Genomic DNA, 20,227 nt, shown 5'->3' with positions numbered 1-20,227 from the left:
AACTAAATCCCGGTCTTTCGCATTGTTTTGACATAGCCCTTAACTTATGAGTAAACATTCCCGGAAACTTCAAAAACTTCACGAAACAGCTTCAAAAGAAGAAACAGCCATTTTAGTAAGTGTAGTCCGTCAGTACCAAACCGATCAACAGACAGAGGAATACCTGGATGAATTGGCTTTTTTGACTGAGACTTTAGGAGCTAAAACAGTGTATCGCTTTACCCAGAAAATGGAAAAGCCGGATATCAAAACTTTTGTGGGTTCTGGTAAGCTTGAAGAGATTCAGGCATATATAAAGCATTTTGAAGTGGACATGGTCATCTTTGATGATGATCTTTCCCCCTCTCAGATGAGAAATCTGGAGAATGAGCTCAAGGTGACGATCTATGACAGATCACTATTAATATTGGACATATTCCTACAACGAGCTCAAACGGCCCAGGCCAAAACTCAGGTCGAGCTTGCCCGCTTCCAGTACTTACTGCCTAGACTGACGAATCTATGGACTCACTTAGAGAGACAAAGAGGAGGTACTACCACACGTGGCGGTGCGGGGGAAAAAGAGATAGAAACAGATAAACGGGATATCCGAAACCGTATTACGCTGCTCAAAGAGAAACTTCGTGAGATCGAAAAACAGGGAGAAACCCAACGCAAAGGAAGAAAAGGGATTGTTCGTGTAGCTGTAGTCGGTTATACCAATGTTGGCAAAAGCACACTCATGAATCTCATCACCAAGACAAATATACTTGCCGAAAACAAGCTTTTCGCCACAGTGGATTCTACGGTAAGAAAGGTGGTTTTGGATAATGTACCTTTCTTGCTTTCCGACACGGTCGGGTTTATACGAAAACTCCCTACGCACCTAATTGCGGCCTTTAAATCGACATTGGATGAGATCCGTGAGGCGGACTTGCTTGTGCATGTGGTGGATATTTCCCACCCAAATTTCGAAGACCATATTGCTGTAGTCACCCAGACATTGAATGAGATCAAAGCAGGAGATAAGCCGATTTTGCTTGTCTTTAACAAGATAGATTTAGTAGAAACCATGCCTAGTGAGGAGGAGAGCATGAAAATGACAGAACTTGAATTGGAAGAAGCTAACTTTCTGGATTTCGATGCTTTGGCAGAGGCATACAAAAAGAAAACGGGAATTACGCCGGTATTTATGGCTGCAGCAAGTGGACAGAATGTAGAAGGCTTTCGTCAGGCTTTAATCGCAGAAGTGAAAAAACAACACCGAAAAATGTATCCCCATTATTTGGAAGATGAGACTTTCACACTAGAGGGATGAACTAGTTCATTGGCCATCGGTTATCGATGGCCAATCTTTTTTTACTCATCTTTTTCCAGTTTTAATTATTTTTTGTCTATCCTCGTTTAAGTTTTACAGCCAGGCACCCTCAAGTCATAGTAGAATGAATTCGGAATTCTCCCAATATGACATATTCTTTGACTTAACACCAGATTTGGTCTGCATAGCGGGTTTTGACGGTTACTTTAAAAAAGTAAATCCCGCAGTCAAACAAACGTTAGGTTATTCATACGAAGAATTGTATTCCGAACCAATCCATCATTTCATTTACAGAGATGACAAAGAGAAAACTGCCAATGTAAGGAGTGAAATACTCAAAGCAATTCCCTTGATTAATTTCGAAAATAGATATGTCACCAAATCAGGGGAAATAGTTTGGCTTTCATGGACTTCACAGCCGGTAGAAAGTGATCAGGTAGTATTTGCTATCGCAAAGAATATCACCCAGAAGAAAGAACAGGAGGCAGACAAAAATGCGCTTTTGAACAAGCTCACCGAATTAAACAAAGACCTTCGCCATATTGGCCACATGACTTCGCATGATTTGCGGTCCCCCGTGAACAACCTCCTTTCTATTTATGAGTTGATAGATTTTTCCAAAATCACCGATAAAGAAACGTTAGAACTTATGGAGGCTTTTAAAATGTGCTGTGGAGATTTACGGGAAAAATTGAATGTTTATTCCAAGGTGCTCAGAGAAAAGCAGTCTCTTTACGTTCCAATTCAAGAAGTGGAGCTCAAAAAAGCGATAACCAACGTTTCCACTTCCATCGGCGCACTCATTAAAAATACTAAAACCAGTATAGTCACAGACTTTGATAAATTACCAAGAATTACTTCCAATAGTATTTTTCTGGAAAGTATTTTCCTCAATCTGGTCACCAATTCTATTAAGTATAAAAGGCAGGGAATACCCCCTATTATTACCATTTCTTCAAAGTACCTAGAAGATAAAATTCAGCTTACTTTTTCCGATAATGGGCTTGGTTTTGATCTGGACAAAGTCGGAGATAAAATTTTTGGATTCCAACAAACTTTTCACCTTCTCGAAGATAGTCATGGAATTGGCCTTTATCTGGTTTACAACCATGTGCAAAGCTTGGGAGGTACTATTGAAGTGGAAAGCAAACTTGGCGAGGGCACTACCTTTCGGATAATTTTGAATTCTTAGGTAATTCCAAAGCAAATTTAACTTTTTTAAAAAGTTTCCCGCAAAAAAGACGATGCAGGACAGGTAAACCAAATATATCAATTTGTTTGGTGCCATCGAGTAAAACTATTAATTAGCATCAATGAAAAATTTGATATTCCTTTTTTTGATTACCGCTCTAGCGCAATTCTCCTGCTCACAAAAAAAAGAATTTGGAAGTGAGATAAGTTCTGATTCAGAACAGATACAGGCAGGAAAGTTACTCTTTGAAAATAACTGCAGCACATGTCACAGCTTCCAGCAAAATGGAATTGGCCCTAACCTGAGCGGAGTGACCCATAACGTAGAAACTGCGTGGGTCAAAAATTTCATCAAGGATCCTTCCAAAATAATCGCTTCAGGAGATCCACGGGCGCTCAGGCTGGTAGAAAAGTACAAAGCCCATATGCCTCCCTTCGCTGGGTTTTCTGAAGAAGAATTGGATGCCTTGATGGCCTATCTACATACTTACCAACACCTGCCGGACACGTTACCGAAGGCAGGGATAGAAGATCCTATTCCTGATACGGTTCCCGACTCTGGAATTCGTATTGAGCTGGAATTATTCTCCCAGCTACCCGCCTCCGATACCATTCATCCCTTGGCCAAAATGACCAAAATGCAAGCCATTCCAGGAACAAAGCGTCTTTTTATCAATGATCAACGGATAGGGCTTTATGAACTCGTAGATAAGAAGCCAAACTTATATTTGCCTATTAATACGTTGAAACCAGACTTAGTTAGTAGTCCGGGCTGGGCAACAGGTATGGCCAGCTTCACTTTTCACCCAGAATTCAAAGACAACGGGCTAGTATACACTGCCCATACAGAACCTGGCGGTACGCAAAAAGCGGATTATAGCTATCCGGACAGTATCCGTCATTTTATGCAATGGATATTGACTGAGTGGAAAGCCGAAGATCCCAATGCTGTGAAATTCAAAGGCGAAAATCGGGAAATTCTTAGAGTGGATATCCCCTCCCAAGCTCATGGCATGCAAGAAATCACCTTTAATCCGCACGCCAAGAAAGGTGATGAAGATTATGGCCTTCTATATATTGGCTTCGGCGATGGAGGGCTAACAGAGCAGGGATTCGCGCATCTTTCTGATACTAAAGGCCGTGAAATTTATAGCAGCATTCTGCGAATCGATCCTTTGGGAAACAATAGTCCAAATGGCAATTACGGAATACCGGCGACCAACCCTTTTGCCGGGAATCCTGAAAAAGCAGGTGAGGTTTATGCCTATGGTTTTCGCAATCCCAACAGGATTTTTTGGGATAATGATGGAGATATGTTTGCCACAGATATCGGGCAACATAGCATAGAAGAACTTAATAGGATAGAGAAAGGTAAGTTTTATGGCTGGCCGATCAGAGAGGGCAGATTTATTATCAATCCTTATGGCAAGTTTAATGAAATCTTTGAGTTGCAGGAAAATGATGAAAGATTTGGTGTGACCTATCCAGTCATCCAGCTTGACCATGATGAACTCGCAGCGATATTTGCAGGATATATAATGCCTTATGGTCCACTGGAAGGAAAATTTATCTTTGGTGATATTCTTTCAGGCAGACTGTTTTTCGCAGACTTAGCTGATCTAAATTCTGGTGTAAAAAGCTGGGGGGTTATTTTTGAAGGCAAAGAAATAAGCCTTCTTGAGCTATGTGGAGGAAAGAGAGTCGATCTCAAATTCGGACAAGATGCAGAGGAAAATATTTATATAATGAGTAAAACCGAGGGAAAAATATATAAGGTTATAAAGTAAACATCGCTGAGAAAGTCTCCTACTACTCAAAAAAACGGGGAATGCAGCGTATTGCATTCCCCGTTTTTGGTCAATTCCCCGAGATATTCATTGTTCCCACGTAGTAATTTTCATCCACCTGGATTTTGACATTCTTCTGTGGCATATCTACGGATTGCCATTGCTGTGTAGGATTTAGGTGCATCTCCTTTTCATCAACAAAGATTTTTACGGGCATCTCAAACCCATCGACCACATTTTCCCAGCGGTAATTAAGCTTCCCCGCCACCAAATTATAACTGAAAATCGGAATTCGAATATCTCTCAGGTATTGATCAAATACAGGAGTCAGGTTGATTCCTACATTCTGGCTGATGTAATTTTCGATCTGGCGGGTGGAAACAGTTTTATGATAAAACTCAGTATTTAAACCCCGTAAAATTGTTCTCCACTTTTCATCGTCATTCACTAGCTGACGAAGTGTGTGTAACATATTGGCGCCTTTGTAATACATATCACCAGATCCCTCTGAGTTTACATTATACCTGCCAATGATCGGAATGTCATTGTTGATCGCCATCCTGGTCCCCAACACATATTCTTTGCTCGCTTCCTTTCCATAGAAGTAATCCAGGAACAGATTTTCCGAATAGGCAGTGAAACTCTCATGAATCCACATATCGGCTACATCCCGATAGGTGATGTTATTGGCAAACCACTCATGTCCAGACTCGTGGATGATGATAAAATCAAATTTCAGTCCCCACCCCGTACCGCTCAGGTCACGCCCCAGATAGCCATTCTCGTATTCATTTCCATAAGTCACTGAGCTCTGGTGTTCCATCCCCAAATAAGGGACTTCGACTAGCTTGTAGCTGTCTTCATAGAAAGGATACGGCCCAAACCAATGCTCAAATGCTTTCATCATTTTTGGAGCATCTTCAAATTGTTTCCTGGCTTTTTTCAAGTTCTCGCGAAGCACATAATAGTCCATGTCCAGTTCGCCTTTCTCTCCTGCATATTTTTCACCAAAGTGCACATAATCACCTATGTTGATATTAATCCCATAATTATTGATAGGATTTTTCACTTCCCAGTGATAGGTTTTGGTCTTTGCTTCTTTATCATGATCAGTACCAATCAGACGGCCGTTGGATACATCCATTAAGTTTTCCGGAACTGTTACGCTCATTAGAACACCCTGATCCGGCTCGTCGTAGCCATGGTCTTTATTTGGCCACCAGATGCTCGCACCAATTCCCTGATTGGCATTTGCAATAAAAGGCAATCCATTGCTGTCCTTCTGCCAGGTCAGTCCCCCATCCCAAGGAGGACGGATCGCCTCCACCGGTTTTCCTGCAAAAGTCAACACAACTTCTTTTTCTTCTCCCACATTTTGCGATGCTTTCAGGGTGATAAAATGGGCATTTCCCTCGTGCTCGATTTCCAGTTCCACTCCTCCTTGCTCAGCTTTGGTGAGCTGCATGGGGGCCTGCAAGTCAATTTGCATACGCTTCGCAGCTTCCAGCACTTTGTATCTTACGGTGTTTTTCCCCGAAAGTGACTTCGTCGCCGGATCTACTTTTACTTCCAAATGATAATGCTGCAGATCCCACCATACACGCTCGGGCGTAATTGTACCCCGAAGCGTATCCTGCCTGGTAAATTCCTCTCCGTGAGGAAACATTTGGGCCTGGGTACTGAGAGAGAAGACAAAGCAGAAAATAACAAGTATAGACCTCATAGATAAAGCAAAATTTGGGATTTGAAGCCACAAGATACTGGGAAGGATTAATTGAAAAGCCATATTTTTCCACAAAAGGACTTAATTTTAGTAAAAACAACTGCCTGAACTTATGATAAAACCTGATGAATCGATACTGATCAACTACAATAACCGAGCTTTCAGGGCTGTGCAAAATTCTGAAAACGGAGAAACATCAGCTGAGACTATATTCCACTACTACCAAGAAGCCAATATTCTAACTGCAGAGTACGCTGGTGGAAAAATTATCAAAGGCCATTTGATCGGTTTGGTGGATCAGTCAGGAAACATCAACATGCGCTATCATCAAGTGAATTCAGCCGGGGAATTGATGACTGGAATCTGCCATTCCATTCCTGAAATCCTGGAGAACGGTAAAATCCGCCTCCATGAAACTTGGGAATGGACTTCAGGTGATCGATCAAAAGGTGAAAGTGTAATTGAGGAGATTTAATTCATAAGCTGGAAGACCAACCGAAGTAGCCTAAATGCCAATTTTGAAAATAATCTATGTTCCTTTTACTTTAAATTAGTAAGATCCAAATCAAACGGCTATGAAAATCGAATCCTGACTACCAAGAGAGAATTCATTTTTTAAAGGCAATTGAAGAGGAACAATGATATCAAAAACGAAAGCTTTTTGGGTCTGGAAGAAGTAAAGCCAAGACTTTTTGGAAAACTGAAACCGCGATCAGAGGACGCCAAAATGGGAAATTTATCATCCAAGAAGATTTAAAAAAGTAAGCTGAATTGTAAAAAGAAAGTTGCTTAATCTGCGTTCTCCTCTGAAGACCTCGGTGCTCAATGCGGTTATACTAATTTAGAAAAATCGCCCGGTGGATACTTCCACCACCGGGCAAATGATTCTTAGCCCACAGGCTCAGTCACCGCTTCACGCAGTTTCTTCGCAGCAGACACCATTTCGATCAGCGCTTTCCTGGTTTCTTCCCAATGGCGGGTCTTCAATCCACAATCAGGATTTACCCATAAATTCGCTGCTGGGATTACTGCTTTCGCTTTCTCCATTAATGCGATCATTTCGGATTTAGACGGCACCCTTGGTGAGTGAATATCATATACCCCCGGGCCGATTTCATTTGGATAATTAAATTCTGCAAAAGCATCCAGCAGCTCCATTTGGGATCTGGAGCATTCTATAGTAATCACATCCGCATCCATGTCGGCGATATGCTGTATGATATCATTAAACTCTGAATAACACATGTGTGTGTGGATCTGCGTTTCGTCTTTCACCCCGCTTGCGGATATCCTAAATGCACGGACCGCCCATTCCAAATAAGCCTGCCAGTCGGCTTTGCGAAGCGGAAGTCCTTCTCTGATTGCAGGTTCATCGATCTGGATCACTCCTATTCCAGCCTTCTCCAAATCCACCACTTCATCCCGGATAGCCAAAGCAATCTGGGTACAAGTCTGAGACCTGGGCTGGTCATTGCGCACAAAACTCCACTGCAAGATCGTCACCGGCCCTGTTAGCATTCCTTTAACGGGTTTGTCGGTAAGCGACTGCGCAAAAGCTGACCAACGCACCGTCATCGGCTCCGGTCTGTATACATCTCCATAAATAATCGGTGGCTTCACACATCTACTGCCATAGCTCTGTACCCATCCAAACTTGGTAAAAGCAAATCCTGCCAATTGCTCGCCAAAATACTCGACCATATCATTACGCTCAAACTCCCCGTGCACGAGCACGTCCATCCCAATTTTCTCCTGCCAAATGATTGAATCTCTGGTTTCTTCCTCCAGTAATTTCTCGTAGGCCTCCCTGGCCAAATCGCCTTTTTTAAATCTAGCTCTCCAGGATCGTACTTCTGTGGTCTGTGGGAATGAACCAATGGTGGTTGTGGGGAAAAGTGGGAGGCTTAATGACTCCTTTTGCCTGGATTGGCGGATGGAGAACCCACTTTTCCGCTGGTCATCACCGGTTTTGATAGCATTTACCCGGTTTTTCACTTGCTCATTGTGGATAAGTGTAGAAGATTTTCTGCTGGCGCCTGCAACCACATTTTGTGAAAAAGCTTCCAAAACCTCTAAATCTTCATTATTTTCCACCAGCTTTTTCAAGGTCACAACCTCCGCAATTTTCTGCTTTGCAAAAGCCAACCATTGCTTCACTTCTACAGGAAGGGATTCGGTATTTTCTTCCAGATCCAAATCACAGGGTGAATGGACCAGTGAGCAGGAAGGCGCTATCCAAATACGCTCAACACCGATACAGTCTACCGCTTTATTAATCAGGGAAAGGGACTGTTGAAAGTCATTTTTCCAGATGTTTCTACCGTCAATTATTCCCAGAGAAAGCTTCACATTGGCCTTCAATTTCCCCGAATCCAAGATATCATCCAATTGGGACGGGCATCGTACCAAATCCAAGTGTAGGGTGTGAACAGGAAGGGAAAGTGCGGTTTCAAGATTTTCTCCAAAGCAGTCGAAATAATTGGCAAGGATAATTTTAAGAGAAGGATAAGCCTTTTTTATCTCCTCATAGGCATAGGTAAAGCCCTTTTTCTCCTTTTCTGTAAGATCCATAGCCAAGAATGGCTCGTCAAACTGCACATATTCTACGTGAAGGGCATCAAGCTTTTTCACAAGTTCCAAGTAAACCGGAAGCAGGTTTTTGAGCAGATCAATCCGCTCAAAGCCTTCCTCTTTCTCTTTGCCCAAAAGCAGATAGGAAACCGGGCCGATCAGGACTGGCTTGGTCAAAACCCCAAGCTGCTTTGCTTCAGAAAATTCCTTGATGACTTTGGTGGAGAACAGTTTAAACTGCTGGTTTTTGGTAAACTCGGGAACAATGTAATGGTAATTGGTATCAAACCACTTGGTCATCTCCATAGCGGTGATGTCCAGACCATTTTGCTGATAGCCCCGAGCCATGGCAAAATACAGGTCTAGTTCGTTTCCACCTTTCTGCAAAATTACCTCATGATAGCGCTCCGGAATTGCACCGACCATCAGGGACATATCCAAGACTTGATCATAGAATGAGAAATCATTGGAAGGGATTAAATCAATTCCCGCTTCTCTCTGAAGGTTCCAGTTCGCTTGACGGATCTTTTCTCCTTCAGTGAGGAGCTCAGAAAGTGCGATTTTGCCAGCCCAATACTGTTCACAGGCTTTTTTGAGTTCTCGGCGGCTACCAATTCGCGGATAGCCAAGATTATGCGTTTGCATCTCTTTTAACTGTTAATGATGAATAATTAGTTAAAAGCTCTTTGGCTAGATTTCACAATGCATGCGAACTGGCAATCGGAAAAGAGAAATACGCACATAGCAAGTCAGGTCCGGGCCGCAAGACACAGATAAACAGGATATAAGAAAACGTATCAAACTTGACTAAAAGGCCTCATTTCGCGGAAGCAACGTCAAAACGGAATAGGCAGGTCTCCTGACTTGTAGCGACTTTCACCGTCCTTCCCGTCACCATTGGTGTTGGCTACAGTGGACATGCGAGGATGATCGTCTTTGGTATGCTACTTACAGTTGCGCGACAGTTCGTGATTTTCACACGATTCCCTATTAATCTACAGCTAAGTAAAACCTCTTCCGGTTGATTAAGAAATAAAGTTAAGAACTATTTCAGCGGTGAAAGTAGTGAATTTTATATTATGTGCCATAAAACCCCTTCATCGTTTTAGTGTGGATGGGATGTAAGGTACAATGCTAACTTACCTTATGAAAGGATATGTTGACGGATAGTTTTCTGTGATAATTCGCCTATTGGGCAAAGAATCCATCGCCTCAGGGCAAATCCCGGTGTAAAGTACAGGATGTAACAACCCTAATTGAAGAGTGGATCCTTGTTTTAACCATGGATATAAGCTAGAGAATAAGATAGAATACGATGCAGCATGAAGTCGACACACAGGTCATACAAGGTCATGATCTACCTGACAAAGGAACAAGCATCTTTGTTGGGCAAACACTCCGGGCATTGTAGCTTTGCTTTCAACAGGTTCTTAAATAAACGAAAAGAGAAGTATCTGAATGAAAAAAAAACGTAACTAGTATGACAGCGCAAGGACTTTAACTGATCTGAAAAAAGAGGAGGGCTTTCTCTGGTTAAAAGTAGTGAACAGCCAATCATTGCAGGCATCTATCAGAAACCTGGATACTATGTAAAAGAACTTTTTTAACAGGCAGAACAAATTCCCAGGATTTAAATCAAAGTAGGGCAGTCAAAGTTTCAAAATACCACAAAATGTATCCGTCAGTCTCTTTATTAGCAGAAAAACAAAAATATGGCAATTACATTTAGTTAACCGGAAGTTCAGTGTTAGATGCCCGATACCTTCTATACAATCACATCCTAATCCTCCACTCCTTTGGGTAATAGTTATTCACACGGTTTCCGAGATTTTTGACCCAACCCAAGGGAAGGTTTTTGAAAGTTATCAACACCCATCCGATGGGAAGACCAGAAATTTCGAAATCATTTTTCCGCAGGAATTCAATGGCTTCAGTTTCCGAGAGTTCATGGGAAGGAAAACCATGTTTAGGCAAAATCGACAATGCCCACTCGTGCGTAGGAATCCAGTCCCTTTTCTGTTTTTTGCCTATCTCCACTCCAAAATACTTCAAACTCAAATGCTGGGAAATCTTCTGAAAATGAAGGTTCCAGTCCTTCGAAATTCTAAAATAGGAATCATTCAGCGTGTAGTATTTTCCGCTGCCATCAAATCTCAATTCATCATCCAGATCGGAGGATTCTCTATTCCAGACTTCCTTCAAGTAAGGGTGTTTGAAGTCCTTTATTCGCTTTGGTTCTTGAATGTAGGCTTCTGATGATCGCTTCATAACCGTGATAAAAAACCCTTCTCCTTTCACCAGATGAGGGAAAAAGCGGTATCCATAAAAAGTTTTGCCTTCAGTTTCCACGGATGTTTCCCGGATATTCCAAGTGCTCTCGAGCGGAATTCGTACGGGCTCGTATGAAAATTCTTCTGTTAGAAACCGGATCATTTCTTCATTTTCCTGCTCATTGAAAGTGCAGGTACTGTACACCAAATATCCATCTGCTTTCACCAAAGCACCAGCTTGATCCATTATGCGTTTTTGGCGGGCGGAGCAAAGCTGTACATTGTCAATCGACCATTCCTCACGTGCCTGGGGATCCTTGCGGAACATTCCCTCACCGGAGCAGGGGGCATCCACCACAACCAAATCAAAAAATCCTTCCAACGGTCCGAAATGCTCAGGATCATTATTGGTCACAATCGCATTCCCCAGTCCCCATTTAATTATATTCTCCTTCAGAATCTGAGCTCTTGACTGAATGACTTCATTGGCAACCAACATTCCTTCATTTCCTAAATAGGATGAAAGCAAGGTAGATTTTCCACCAGGTGCGGCTGCCAAATCCAGATATATCCCCTTAGGAATATTCAAGGAATGAAGGATATGTTCGATAAAAATCGAGGATGCTTCCTGCACATAATAAGCTCCGGCATGAATTGCTGGATCAAGTGTGAAAGAGGGCCTTTCTTCGAGAAAAAATCCAGTTGAAGACCAAGAGATGGGTGTATTAGCCCAAGTAAGCAAAAAAAATTTAGCAGAATTTAATCTGATGGAAGTGTGTGAAGGGGTGTTGATTGCTTCTTTAAATTGCTCAAATTCGGCTTGACCGAGTAGTTCGAGCATCTGAGACTCGAAATCGATAGGAAGATTAGTTTCAGGCATGAGACAAAGATAGTGATCAGCTTGGAGTGATCTGTCCCAGTAGTAGATTAAAGCCACTGGATAAATTAGTCGTTGAGTGCGTTTAGTCTTTATGTTCTGGACACTGTGACAGTACACTGGATACTATTGCTTATCTTATTGAGAAAATTTCATCTTATGGAACTACTTGCCGATATTCTGATTGGTGCTATTGCCGCTCTCCATCTTTATTTTCTCTATTTCGAAATGTTTGCCTGGGAAACTATCGGCAGAAAAACTTTCAAACAATTACCCGCTGAATTATTTCCCAAAACCAAAGGTTTGGCTGCCAATCAAGGCCTGTACAATGGGTTCTTAGTAGCTGGGTTGATCTGGTCACTGCTGATTGAAGATCCGAGGTGGTCCTTCTATGTTGCTGTTTTCTTCCTGAGTTGCGTGTTAGTAGCGGGAATCTTTGGAGCCCTTACTGCAAGTAAAAAAATCTTCTGGGTTCAGGGACTTCCGGCGTTGATTGGGTTGATTTTGGTGCATTTAAACTAGCTGACCAGCGGGAATTATCGGATTCCAAATTTCCCGCTGGTTATCGCTGATATTTCCGCAAATACCCGAACCCTAAAATTCAGTGAATATCCGCGCCTTGGTTTGAATCACACATCGTCCTCCTCGAAATCATCTCCATCACCCGGCCCCATATCAAACATGGAACTGAACAAATCCTTAAACTTCAAACCTGTATCCAACACTTTTTTGCTGAGCTGGGAGAATTCTGCCAGCCCATGAAGCGCAAATTCCATAAAGAATTCCTTTTCCTTTTCAGGCAAATCTTTCACCAATTGAGTCACTACTTCTTCCAATCCCGGAACGGAATGAAGTGCAGATTTGTAGTCTTTATCTCCCTGAGAAGCTAAAATATCCAACTCATTACCTTCTCCAAACCAAGCCAATGGCAATACATAGGGGTTTCCTTGCCTTTCCTTTCTCTTCTGTTCAGGCGAAGGGAAATAATTCACAAATTGTGTACGAATCGCTTTTCCAATTAAATTGTATGCAACCAATCCTGCACCTTCTTGCTCGCCTTCATAGACAAGTTCTACTTTCCCTGTAATGGCTGGAATCACGCCTATCAAATCGGCAATACGGACGATGGTATTGCTTTCTCCATTCATATACATTCTACGCTCAGCTGCAGAAATCAAGTTTTCGTAAGCAGAGATCGTCAATCTGGCAGAAACTCCACTTTTTTCATCCACATATTCCGATCCTCTGGCTTCGATGGCAATCTGCTCGATCAGGTCCTTCATCAATTCAGGCACGTAAATTTCCTTTACAGGCTTTCCTTTGAGATTTGCCTCCTGCGCAGTAATCCTTCTTCCAATTTCAATGGATTTGGGATAGTGCGTGATGATCTGGCTTTCAATCCGGTCTTTCAGGGGCGTGACAATACTGCCGCGATTGGTGTAATCCTCAGGGTTTGCCGTAAAGACAAACTGTATATCCAATGGCAATCTCAATTTGAATCCCCGGATTTGGATATCGCCTTCCTGCAGAATATTGAATAATGCCACCTGAATCCTCGCCTGCAAATCCGGTAATTCATTGATCACGAAAATGGAGCGATGCGATCTGGGAACCAGCCCATAATGAATTACCCGCTCATCATTATAACTCAGCTTCATTGTAGCCGCTTTGATTGGATCTACATCGCCGATCAAATCCGCCACAGACACATCCGGCGTGGCCAATTTTTCCGTGTAACGATCCTTTCTATGCCACCAGATGATGGGGGTATCATCCCCTTTTTCCTCAATTTTATCTTTCGCATAAGTGCTCAAAGGAGCCAGCGGGTCATCATTCAGCTCTGAACCAAAAACCACAGGAACATACTCATCGAGAAGTTGTGTCATCATTCTGGCGATCCTGGTTTTTGCCTGACCTCGCAGACCCAGCAAATTGATATTGTGCCGGGAAAGAATCGCCCGCTCAATATCAGGAATCACCGTATCCTCATATCCCCAGATTCCTTCAAAGACATTTTCCTTTCGCTTGATCTTTGAGATCAAGTTGTCACGAAGTTCTTCTTTGATGGATTTGGGTTGGTAGCCGGCAGCTTTAAGCTGACCAAGGGTTTTTATTTGTGTGAGTTCTTTTGGTGTCAGTTTTTGGTAGTCCATATTGCTTAAAAGCGTTTCGTTCTATTTCGTCTATAATCTTCAAAAATCAGGTCGCCGAGCCCCTTCAGGCTACTGTAATAGGCATTTCCGTTGTTCACTTTTGTGAATTCTTTTACAAATTCCTTCAGGTAAGGATCCGAGGCTATCATAAAAGTCGTCACCGGAATTTTCAGTTTTCTGCATTGGGCAGCGAGTTTCAGTGTTTCGCTGAGGATTTTGCTGTCAATCCCAAAAGCATTCTTATAGTATTTGATTCCTACTTTCAAGCAGGTCGGCTTGCCATCGGTGATCATGAAAATTTGCTTGTTCGGGTTCTTTCTTCTTCGCAGTAAATCCATCGCCAGTTCCAATCCGGCTACCGTATTGGTGTGATAGGGTCCCACCTGAAGGTAAGGTAAATCCTTGATTTCAATCTGCCAGGCATCATTTCCGAAGACAATGATATCAAGGGTATCTTTTGGATAGCGAGTTTTGATCAATTCTGCCAAAGCCATCGCCACTTTCTTGGCAGGGGTAATCCTATCTTCTCCATAAAGAATCATGGAATGGGAAATGTCGATCATCAAGACGGTGGAAGTTTGGGAGCGAAATTCATTTTCCACTACTTCCAAATCATCTTCGGTCAGTAAATAATCCCCAGAAAAACCGTGGTTAGCCTGCGCATTTCGCAGGGAATCTGTCAAAGCGATCTGATCTAGGTTATCCCCGAATTCATAAGCTCTTCGGTCTGTCCCCCTTTCTTCCCCCTGACCGGAATGTGTGGTTTTATGCTGTCCTGATTTGCCACGTTTGAGTTTGCCAAAAATCTCTTCCAAAGCTGATTTTCGAATCGTCTGCTCAGCTTTTCCAGTAATCTTAAATTCGCCTTTTTGATTTTCCTCGGTCAGATAGCCTTTGCTTTTCAGATCTTCTATAAAGTCTCCGATACCATACTTCGGATTGGTCATGCCATAGCGATTGTCCAAGTTGGTAAGCCAACTCAAAGCCTCCGCTACATCACCGCCGGTCATGGTGATGAGTTGCAAAAATATATTCAGCAGATTCTCAAACGTGTTCTTCTCAGGATCCTGAGTGGGCACGAACTGAGTAAATCGAAATCCTTTCATTGTTAGATTTTAGTAGCAAGATTGAAGATACAAGACTGGTTTTACATCTACCAACTAGTCTCATGCTAAATCATAATAAGCCGGAAACAATTGAAACTGAATAAAAACCTATTTTGAAAATCTCCGACAAATCCCATAACACTCAGATAGCTATTGGAGTTTAATTAACGGAGCAAAAACCCAAAAAAGATGAAATCGAGCATGACGAAAGCATCACACACTGGGATGATTATAATGCATGCGAGGTTCCATTATGGCCCTTAAAAGACAACTTATAAACAGACGAAAAACTATCTGGCTGCAGTGGGGCTTGTCCCGGGCATCCTCATCCTATTCGTAACATCTATCCAGTTCAATTTAGCTATGTTTCTGATTTGGACACTGTTTCTTTCTAGCCCGATTTTGATCTGCTGGATGGTTTGGTCTGTACTCACTGCAGATGTGGTGGTCAAGGAAACTTTTGAGCAGAGATGGCATCAGGATACACCGGAGCTAAACCAATTATAAATCAGCTGGCAAAAAATTCCTTTGAAGAGAGAACAGGGACATCTCCATCTGCATATTTAAAATCTTTTTTATCCCGTGTTACAAAAAAATCCATTTTATTGATGATAGCGGTAAAATATTGAAGCCCATCCTCTTTGTCCTTGAAATCTGAATCCATGGAATTTAAAAATGCTTCTTTTCCTCCCGAAACCACCCCACAAAAACCAATAAACTGAATCAGTTTTTCTTTGGCATCTAATAGCTTGTACCGGTCAAAGGACATGTAAATCAGCAGACCTAAAGAAACTTCAGAAATAAAAAGCTGAGCTTCCCCATCTGCTACCAGAGAAAGAAATGGCTTAGAATCTTCAATAAATGGTTCCCGATTCGCTACCAAATCGAGTGCAACATTTGTATCCAAAAATATCCTATACATACTTTTTATCCCGGTGTTCGCGGATTAATTCTTTGTCTGTCTTCTTAAGGGATTTGATTGGAGTCTCTCTTTTTAATCTCTCCAAAAATCTAGCTGCAGCAAGCTGTTCTGGAGTTTTCTCGACATGCGGAATCTCCTTTTTAAAAATCTCTTCAAACATTCTTGAAAGTGAAATACCTCTGCTGGCTGCTTTAAGTTTGGCCTCCTCTACAATTTCTTTTTCTACAGTGAGCGTGAGTTTGGTTTTCATGGTTACACGTATTTAAATTAAATATACGTGTAATGTGTGGGAAAAGTTCCAAATAGACCTATGATTCTTCCTTAAAACTTAACTCCCCTATCTTTGCCCTATGACTACCTCAGAGAAAAATGCCTCCATTATCAAATCTACAGCCAAGAGGCTGGGGTTTGACTTTTGCGGCATAGCGAAAGCGGGATTTTTGGAGGAGGAAGCACCGAGATTGGAGGACTGGCTTAACCGGAATTATAAGGGCCAAATGGGCTACCTGGCCAATCATTTTGACAAACGCCTCGATCCAACCAAACTCGTGGAAGGTGCCAAAACGGTGGTTTCATTGGTCTATAATTACTATCCAAAGGAGAAACTTTCTACTGGAAAATCGGATATAAAACTTGCCAAATACGCCTATGGGGAGGATTATCACTTTGTGATCCGTGACAAGCTCAGTGAATTTTTGGAAATCCTCAGAGAAGAAATCGGTGAAATCAGCGGTCGTGGATTTGTGGATTCTGCTCCGGTCATGGAGCGGCAATGGGCACAGAAAGCCGGCTTGGGTTGGCTAGGGAAGAACAGTCTCTTACTCAATAGGCAAATGGGAAGTTTCTTTTTTCTGGCCGAACTCATCATCGATCTGGAAGTAGCACCAGATACTCCTCTTGCCAAAGATTACTGCGGCACTTGCACCGCCTGCATCGATGCCTGTCCCACAGATGCCATTGTAGATAACGGTGTAGTTGATGGTTCCCGATGTATTTCCTACCTGACCATCGAGCTGAAAGATGCCATTCCCACCGAATTCCAAGGGAAAATGGAAAATTGGGCTTTTGGCTGTGATATATGCCAGGATGTTTGTCCCTGGAACCGCTTTTCCGAACCAAATCATGAACCTCGGTTTTCACCCAATGAAGAACTGCAGGAATTATCAAAAACAGATTGGCATGAAATCACCGAGGAAACTTTTCGGAAGGTTTTCAAAAAATCGGCAGTAAAGCGCACTAAACTTGCTGGACTGAAAAGAAATATCGACTTTATCAAGTCGAAATAATCAAAGCCGAGATCTTATGAGCCCGCAAGCACCTAATTTAAAATCTGTACAGAAGCTCTTCAAACCCAAAAAGAAGAAAAAGGCAAAGACACATAAAATCGGCTTGCCTCCTGGAGCTTTGGTCTTTACGGGAGATAAAAAACTTGAAAAAGTTTTAATCAACCTCATCGCCTATGATGAAATTGATCTCTACGAGGAGTCTATTCATCTCGGTCAGTTGGAAGAGCATTTGAAACTGAAAAAAAAGGTGCTTTGGATAGACATCATAGGCCTTCATGATGTAGAGTTACTTGAGCAGATCGGATTGCTTTTCGGTATCCACAAACTTACTCTTGAGGATATTCTAAGCGTAGACCAACGTCCGAAAATGGAGGCATTTGAGGACTATCTCTTTGCGGCGATGAAGATGATTCAATGCGCCTCTCCGGAAGCTCCTATAGATGATGAGCAGATCAGCTTTGTACTCAAAGATGGAATTCTGCTGACTTTTCAGGAGAAAAAGGGGGATGTATTTGATTTTGTACGTAGCCGATTAGCGGATCCAAAACGGGCAATACGACAGAGAAAGGCTGATTATTTGCTTTATGCCCTACTCGATGCGGTGATTGACAACTATTTTATCGTAATGGAAAATGTGGGTGAGCGGATCGAAAATCTGGAATCACAAGCCATGACTGCCCCTGGCAATGAAACACTCAATGCGCTTTACAGTCAAAGACGTGAGATGATGGATTTGAGAAGAACGGTCTATCCGCTTCGGGAAGTAATAGGCTCTTTTGACAAATACGCAGATGATAAGATAAGTACAGAGACAAGGCCTTTCATCCGCGATCTTTACGAAAACACCATTCAGGTCATCGAGACCATGGAAGTCTTCCGCGATATGTCTTCGGGTGTACTGGACCTCTATATGAACAGTCTCTCCAACCGTATGAATAACATCATGAAGGTGCTTACGATCATCTCCACCATCTTTATTCCCCTGAGTTTTGTGGCAGGTGTATATGGGATGAACTTTGACAACATGCCCGAATTACACTGGAAGTATGGCTATTTCTATGTAATAGGTGGTATGGGTCTTGCTGCAATTGGAATGCTGTTATTCTTTCGTAGGAAAAACTGGTTTTAAGTTTTACTGCAGCTTTAGGATAACATCTTTACTCCCGTTTTTCAACAGCATCATGTTATCTTTAAATTCATAATACCTCACTTGGTCCAGCAAATCAAGAAACCTGTTTTCAAAATCCATATTCTGACAGGCCATTTTTGTGGCTCCGATTTCTGAAAACCGGATAGCGTTTTTCCTATCCAAAGCATACTGACCAAAGATTCTATTACAACCTCCACTGCCATTAATGACACCGTTTTCTGAATTGAATATCAAGTGCGCATCACTCGTGGACCCAGAAGTCTGTACGGGAGTTCCTGTCATTTCTACGACAGTCAAGTGCTTTCCATACCACTTATTAGTTGGAAATGAATCAGAGCTACAACTAGCTAGCATGAAAGCGGCAATTACATAAATTAAATATTTCATAGTTGGTTTTGGTTAATCTATTATTTAGACACTGATTAAGGGGAAACGTCACACTGGCAGCAGACTCAGAATGCTTTCAAACTAATATCTAGGCTACTAACAGAATGCGTAAGCACTCCCATTGAAATAAAATCAATCCCGCATTCTGCCACGGGAACCAAGGTCTCTTCTGTGATCCCTCCAGAGGCTTCGGTCTTATAGTTGTCGCCTACCATTTCCACAGCTTTTCGCATAGTGGTATAATCCATATTGTCCAGCATGATAAAATCAACTCCGCCGACTTCAATTACCTCAGCCACTTCATCCAGCGTTCTGGTTTCCACTTCGATTTTGAGATCAAGATTATTTTGATTCAAATAGCTTTTACACGCTTCAATAGCCTGGCGTATGCCTCCGGCAAAGTCTACATGGTTGTCTTTCAGCATCACCATATCATACAGCGCGAAACGGTGATTCACCCCTCCTCCGATATGGACGGCCCATTTTTCCATCAACCGGAAATTTGGTGTAGTTTTCCTCGTATCCATGAGACGGGCTTTGGTATGAAGGATCTTCTCAGTCAGTCGATGAGTCAATGTAGCAATACCGCTCATTCGCTGCATACAGTTCAGCACCAGTCTTTCTGAGGAGAGAATGGATGCAGAAAGACCCTTAACCACCAGACCAATATCCCCATACTTCACTTTATCCCCATCTTTGACAAATAATTCTACTTCAAGATTTGGGTCGAAAGTCTTAAAAATCCGTACTGCCAATTCTACTCCGGCTATAATTCCATCGTCCTTAATAATCAATTTGGCCTGGCCTCTCTTCCCATCAGGAATCGATGAAAGTGATGAATAATCGCCCGGGCCGATATCTTCGACAAATGCTGCAGCAATAAAGGAAGAAATGGCTTCTTCAGTGAGATAGGATGGTTTCATGCTCAAAAATAGGCAATCATAAGAGCTTAATTAATTTTTTAGAAAAATTGCCTTATCCTTTGACAAATTCAAGACTGTAGATTTTAAAGTCTGCCGCTTGTTGAGAAACTTTAATAAAAACTTTGAACAGCCCTTGAGCAGACTGATAATCACCGATATAGGAACTTAAGCTAGGATTGTTTTCACTACGGAAAACAAGGCTGAACCCCATAGGTGGATTTTTTCTAAAAAAATCTTTCAATACAAGTTCTGCCTGGTTTTTAGAATAATCTCCCTGTAATCCGTTAATATTTAAAGAAATACTGGAATCAAAATAGTTAGCCAGCTCACTGCTGGATCCATTGTCAATGGCAGAAATAACCGTCTCGATGGAATTCAACGAGCGAATCTCCGCCTTAGGGGATTGGACAACTATGAAGATTGAAACGATTAAACTTAATACTGAGGTCATTGCGCATGCTAGGCAAATATTATTCCAAAAAAGGAATTGTGTTCTGCATTTTAAAGTTTACCAATTACACATCCATGAAGTTTTGTCTAATCGGGATTTCGAGGCAACTTTGCTCTGAATTATAATATATTTG

Annotated in this window: 18 protein-coding genes and 1 riboswitch; of the genes, 8 read left to right on the top strand and 10 right to left on the bottom strand. The window is 42.1% G+C overall.

Annotated features, from left to right (window positions below; translation table 11 throughout):
- Positions 1 to 46: 46 nt before the first annotated feature.
- From hflX to AS141_RS08390, 3 genes are all read left to right on the top strand, one after another.
- Complete coding sequence (hflX, locus tag AS141_RS08400; protein ID WP_057937188.1) at positions 47 to 1,297, top strand: GTPase HflX; 1,251 nt, start codon at positions 47 to 49, stop codon at positions 1,295 to 1,297.
- 124 nt (positions 1,298 to 1,421) lie between these two features.
- Entirely contained in the window at positions 1,422 to 2,489 is a 1,068-nt protein-coding gene (locus AS141_RS08395) for a PAS domain-containing sensor histidine kinase (RefSeq protein WP_057937187.1), read from the top strand.
- 121 nt (positions 2,490 to 2,610) lie between these two features.
- Positions 2,611 to 4,275 (top strand): PQQ-dependent sugar dehydrogenase, encoded by a 1,665-nt coding sequence (locus tag AS141_RS08390; protein ID WP_057937186.1) that lies wholly within the window; start codon positions 2,611 to 2,613, stop codon positions 4,273 to 4,275.
- 70 nt (positions 4,276 to 4,345) lie between these two features.
- Here the strand turns inward: AS141_RS08390 and AS141_RS08385 are convergent, their stop codons facing one another.
- Positions 4,346 to 5,998: a M1 family metallopeptidase gene (locus AS141_RS08385; protein WP_057937249.1), complete on the bottom strand. Its 1,653-nt coding sequence runs from the start codon at positions 5,996 to 5,998 to the stop codon at positions 4,346 to 4,348.
- Between the two features lie 112 nt (positions 5,999 to 6,110).
- Between AS141_RS08385 and AS141_RS08380 the strand changes: the two genes are divergently transcribed.
- The gene (locus AS141_RS08380) at positions 6,111 to 6,473 is read left to right on the top strand and encodes a n-acetylglutamate synthase (RefSeq protein WP_232424850.1); all 363 of its coding nucleotides are present in this window, start codon (positions 6,111 to 6,113) and stop codon (positions 6,471 to 6,473) included.
- Between the two features lie 413 nt (positions 6,474 to 6,886).
- Here the strand turns inward: AS141_RS08380 and metE are convergent, their stop codons facing one another.
- On the bottom strand, positions 6,887 to 9,214 hold the full coding sequence (gene metE / locus AS141_RS08375; RefSeq protein ID WP_057937185.1) for a 5-methyltetrahydropteroyltriglutamate--homocysteine S-methyltransferase: 2,328 nt from the start codon (positions 9,212 to 9,214) through the stop codon (positions 6,887 to 6,889).
- 187 nt (positions 9,215 to 9,401) lie between these two features.
- Positions 9,402 to 9,600: riboswitch (cobalamin riboswitch) on the bottom strand.
- Positions 9,601 to 9,891: 291 nt separating this feature from the next.
- Here metE and AS141_RS27380 point away from each other — a divergent pair.
- A complete protein-coding gene (locus AS141_RS27380) occupies positions 9,892 to 10,044 on the top strand; it encodes a helix-turn-helix domain-containing protein (protein ID WP_082632229.1) in 153 nt (50 codons plus the stop codon).
- 298 nt (positions 10,045 to 10,342) lie between these two features.
- Here AS141_RS27380 and AS141_RS08370 read toward each other — a convergent pair whose 3' ends face one another.
- The gene (locus AS141_RS08370) at positions 10,343 to 11,719 is read right to left on the bottom strand and encodes a methyltransferase RsmF C-terminal domain-like protein (RefSeq protein WP_057937184.1); all 1,377 of its coding nucleotides are present in this window, start codon (positions 11,717 to 11,719) and stop codon (positions 10,343 to 10,345) included.
- 156 nt (positions 11,720 to 11,875) lie between these two features.
- Between AS141_RS08370 and AS141_RS08365 the strand changes: the two genes are divergently transcribed.
- The gene (locus tag AS141_RS08365) at positions 11,876 to 12,238 is read left to right on the top strand and encodes a DUF1304 domain-containing protein (RefSeq protein WP_057937183.1); all 363 of its coding nucleotides are present in this window, start codon (positions 11,876 to 11,878) and stop codon (positions 12,236 to 12,238) included.
- 107 nt (positions 12,239 to 12,345) lie between these two features.
- Here the strand turns inward: AS141_RS08365 and AS141_RS08360 are convergent, their stop codons facing one another.
- From AS141_RS08360 to AS141_RS08340, 4 genes are all read right to left on the bottom strand, one after another.
- The gene (locus tag AS141_RS08360) at positions 12,346 to 13,869 is read right to left on the bottom strand and encodes a P-loop NTPase family protein (RefSeq protein ID WP_057937182.1); all 1,524 of its coding nucleotides are present in this window, start codon (positions 13,867 to 13,869) and stop codon (positions 12,346 to 12,348) included.
- Between the two features lie 5 nt (positions 13,870 to 13,874).
- Positions 13,875 to 14,975: a vWA domain-containing protein gene (locus AS141_RS08355; RefSeq protein WP_057937181.1), complete on the bottom strand. Its 1,101-nt coding sequence runs from the start codon at positions 14,973 to 14,975 to the stop codon at positions 13,875 to 13,877.
- A gap of 508 nt (positions 14,976 to 15,483) precedes the next feature.
- Entirely contained in the window at positions 15,484 to 15,897 is a 414-nt protein-coding gene (locus tag AS141_RS08345) for a type II toxin-antitoxin system VapC family toxin (RefSeq protein WP_057937179.1), read from the bottom strand.
- Positions 15,890 to 16,147: a DUF6364 family protein gene (locus AS141_RS08340; protein WP_057937178.1), complete on the bottom strand. Its 258-nt coding sequence runs from the start codon at positions 16,145 to 16,147 to the stop codon at positions 15,890 to 15,892. The genes AS141_RS08345 and AS141_RS08340 overlap by 8 nt, the downstream gene beginning before the upstream one ends.
- 100 nt (positions 16,148 to 16,247) lie before the next feature.
- Here AS141_RS08340 and queG point away from each other — a divergent pair, with 100 nt between their 5' ends.
- A complete protein-coding gene (gene queG / locus AS141_RS08335; RefSeq protein ID WP_057937177.1) occupies positions 16,248 to 17,183 on the top strand; it encodes a tRNA epoxyqueuosine(34) reductase QueG in 936 nt (311 codons plus the stop codon).
- A 16-nt stretch (positions 17,184 to 17,199) separates the two neighbouring features.
- The gene (corA, locus tag AS141_RS08330) at positions 17,200 to 18,312 is read left to right on the top strand and encodes a magnesium/cobalt transporter CorA (RefSeq protein WP_057937176.1); all 1,113 of its coding nucleotides are present in this window, start codon (positions 17,200 to 17,202) and stop codon (positions 18,310 to 18,312) included.
- A gap of 3 nt (positions 18,313 to 18,315) precedes the next feature.
- On the opposite strand, the gene AS141_RS08325 is transcribed toward corA, so the two are convergent.
- From AS141_RS08325 to AS141_RS08315, 3 genes are all read right to left on the bottom strand, one after another.
- A complete protein-coding gene (locus AS141_RS08325; RefSeq protein ID WP_082632228.1) occupies positions 18,316 to 18,720 on the bottom strand; it encodes an META domain-containing protein in 405 nt (134 codons plus the stop codon).
- Between the two features lie 65 nt (positions 18,721 to 18,785).
- Positions 18,786 to 19,643, bottom strand: a complete 858-nt coding sequence (nadC, locus tag AS141_RS08320) for a carboxylating nicotinate-nucleotide diphosphorylase (RefSeq protein WP_057937174.1) — start codon at positions 19,641 to 19,643, stop codon at positions 18,786 to 18,788.
- 52 nt (positions 19,644 to 19,695) lie between these two features.
- Positions 19,696 to 20,094 (bottom strand): DUF4783 domain-containing protein, encoded by a 399-nt coding sequence (locus AS141_RS08315; protein ID WP_082632227.1) that lies wholly within the window; start codon positions 20,092 to 20,094, stop codon positions 19,696 to 19,698.
- Between the last annotated feature and the right edge of the window lie 133 nt (positions 20,095 to 20,227).

It is taken from the genome of Algoriphagus resistens, from assembly GCF_001442615.1.
Taxonomy (GTDB): Bacteria; Bacteroidota; Bacteroidia; order Cytophagales; family Cyclobacteriaceae; genus Algoriphagus; species Algoriphagus resistens.
This window is presented reverse-complemented; position numbering and strand designations above follow the sequence as displayed.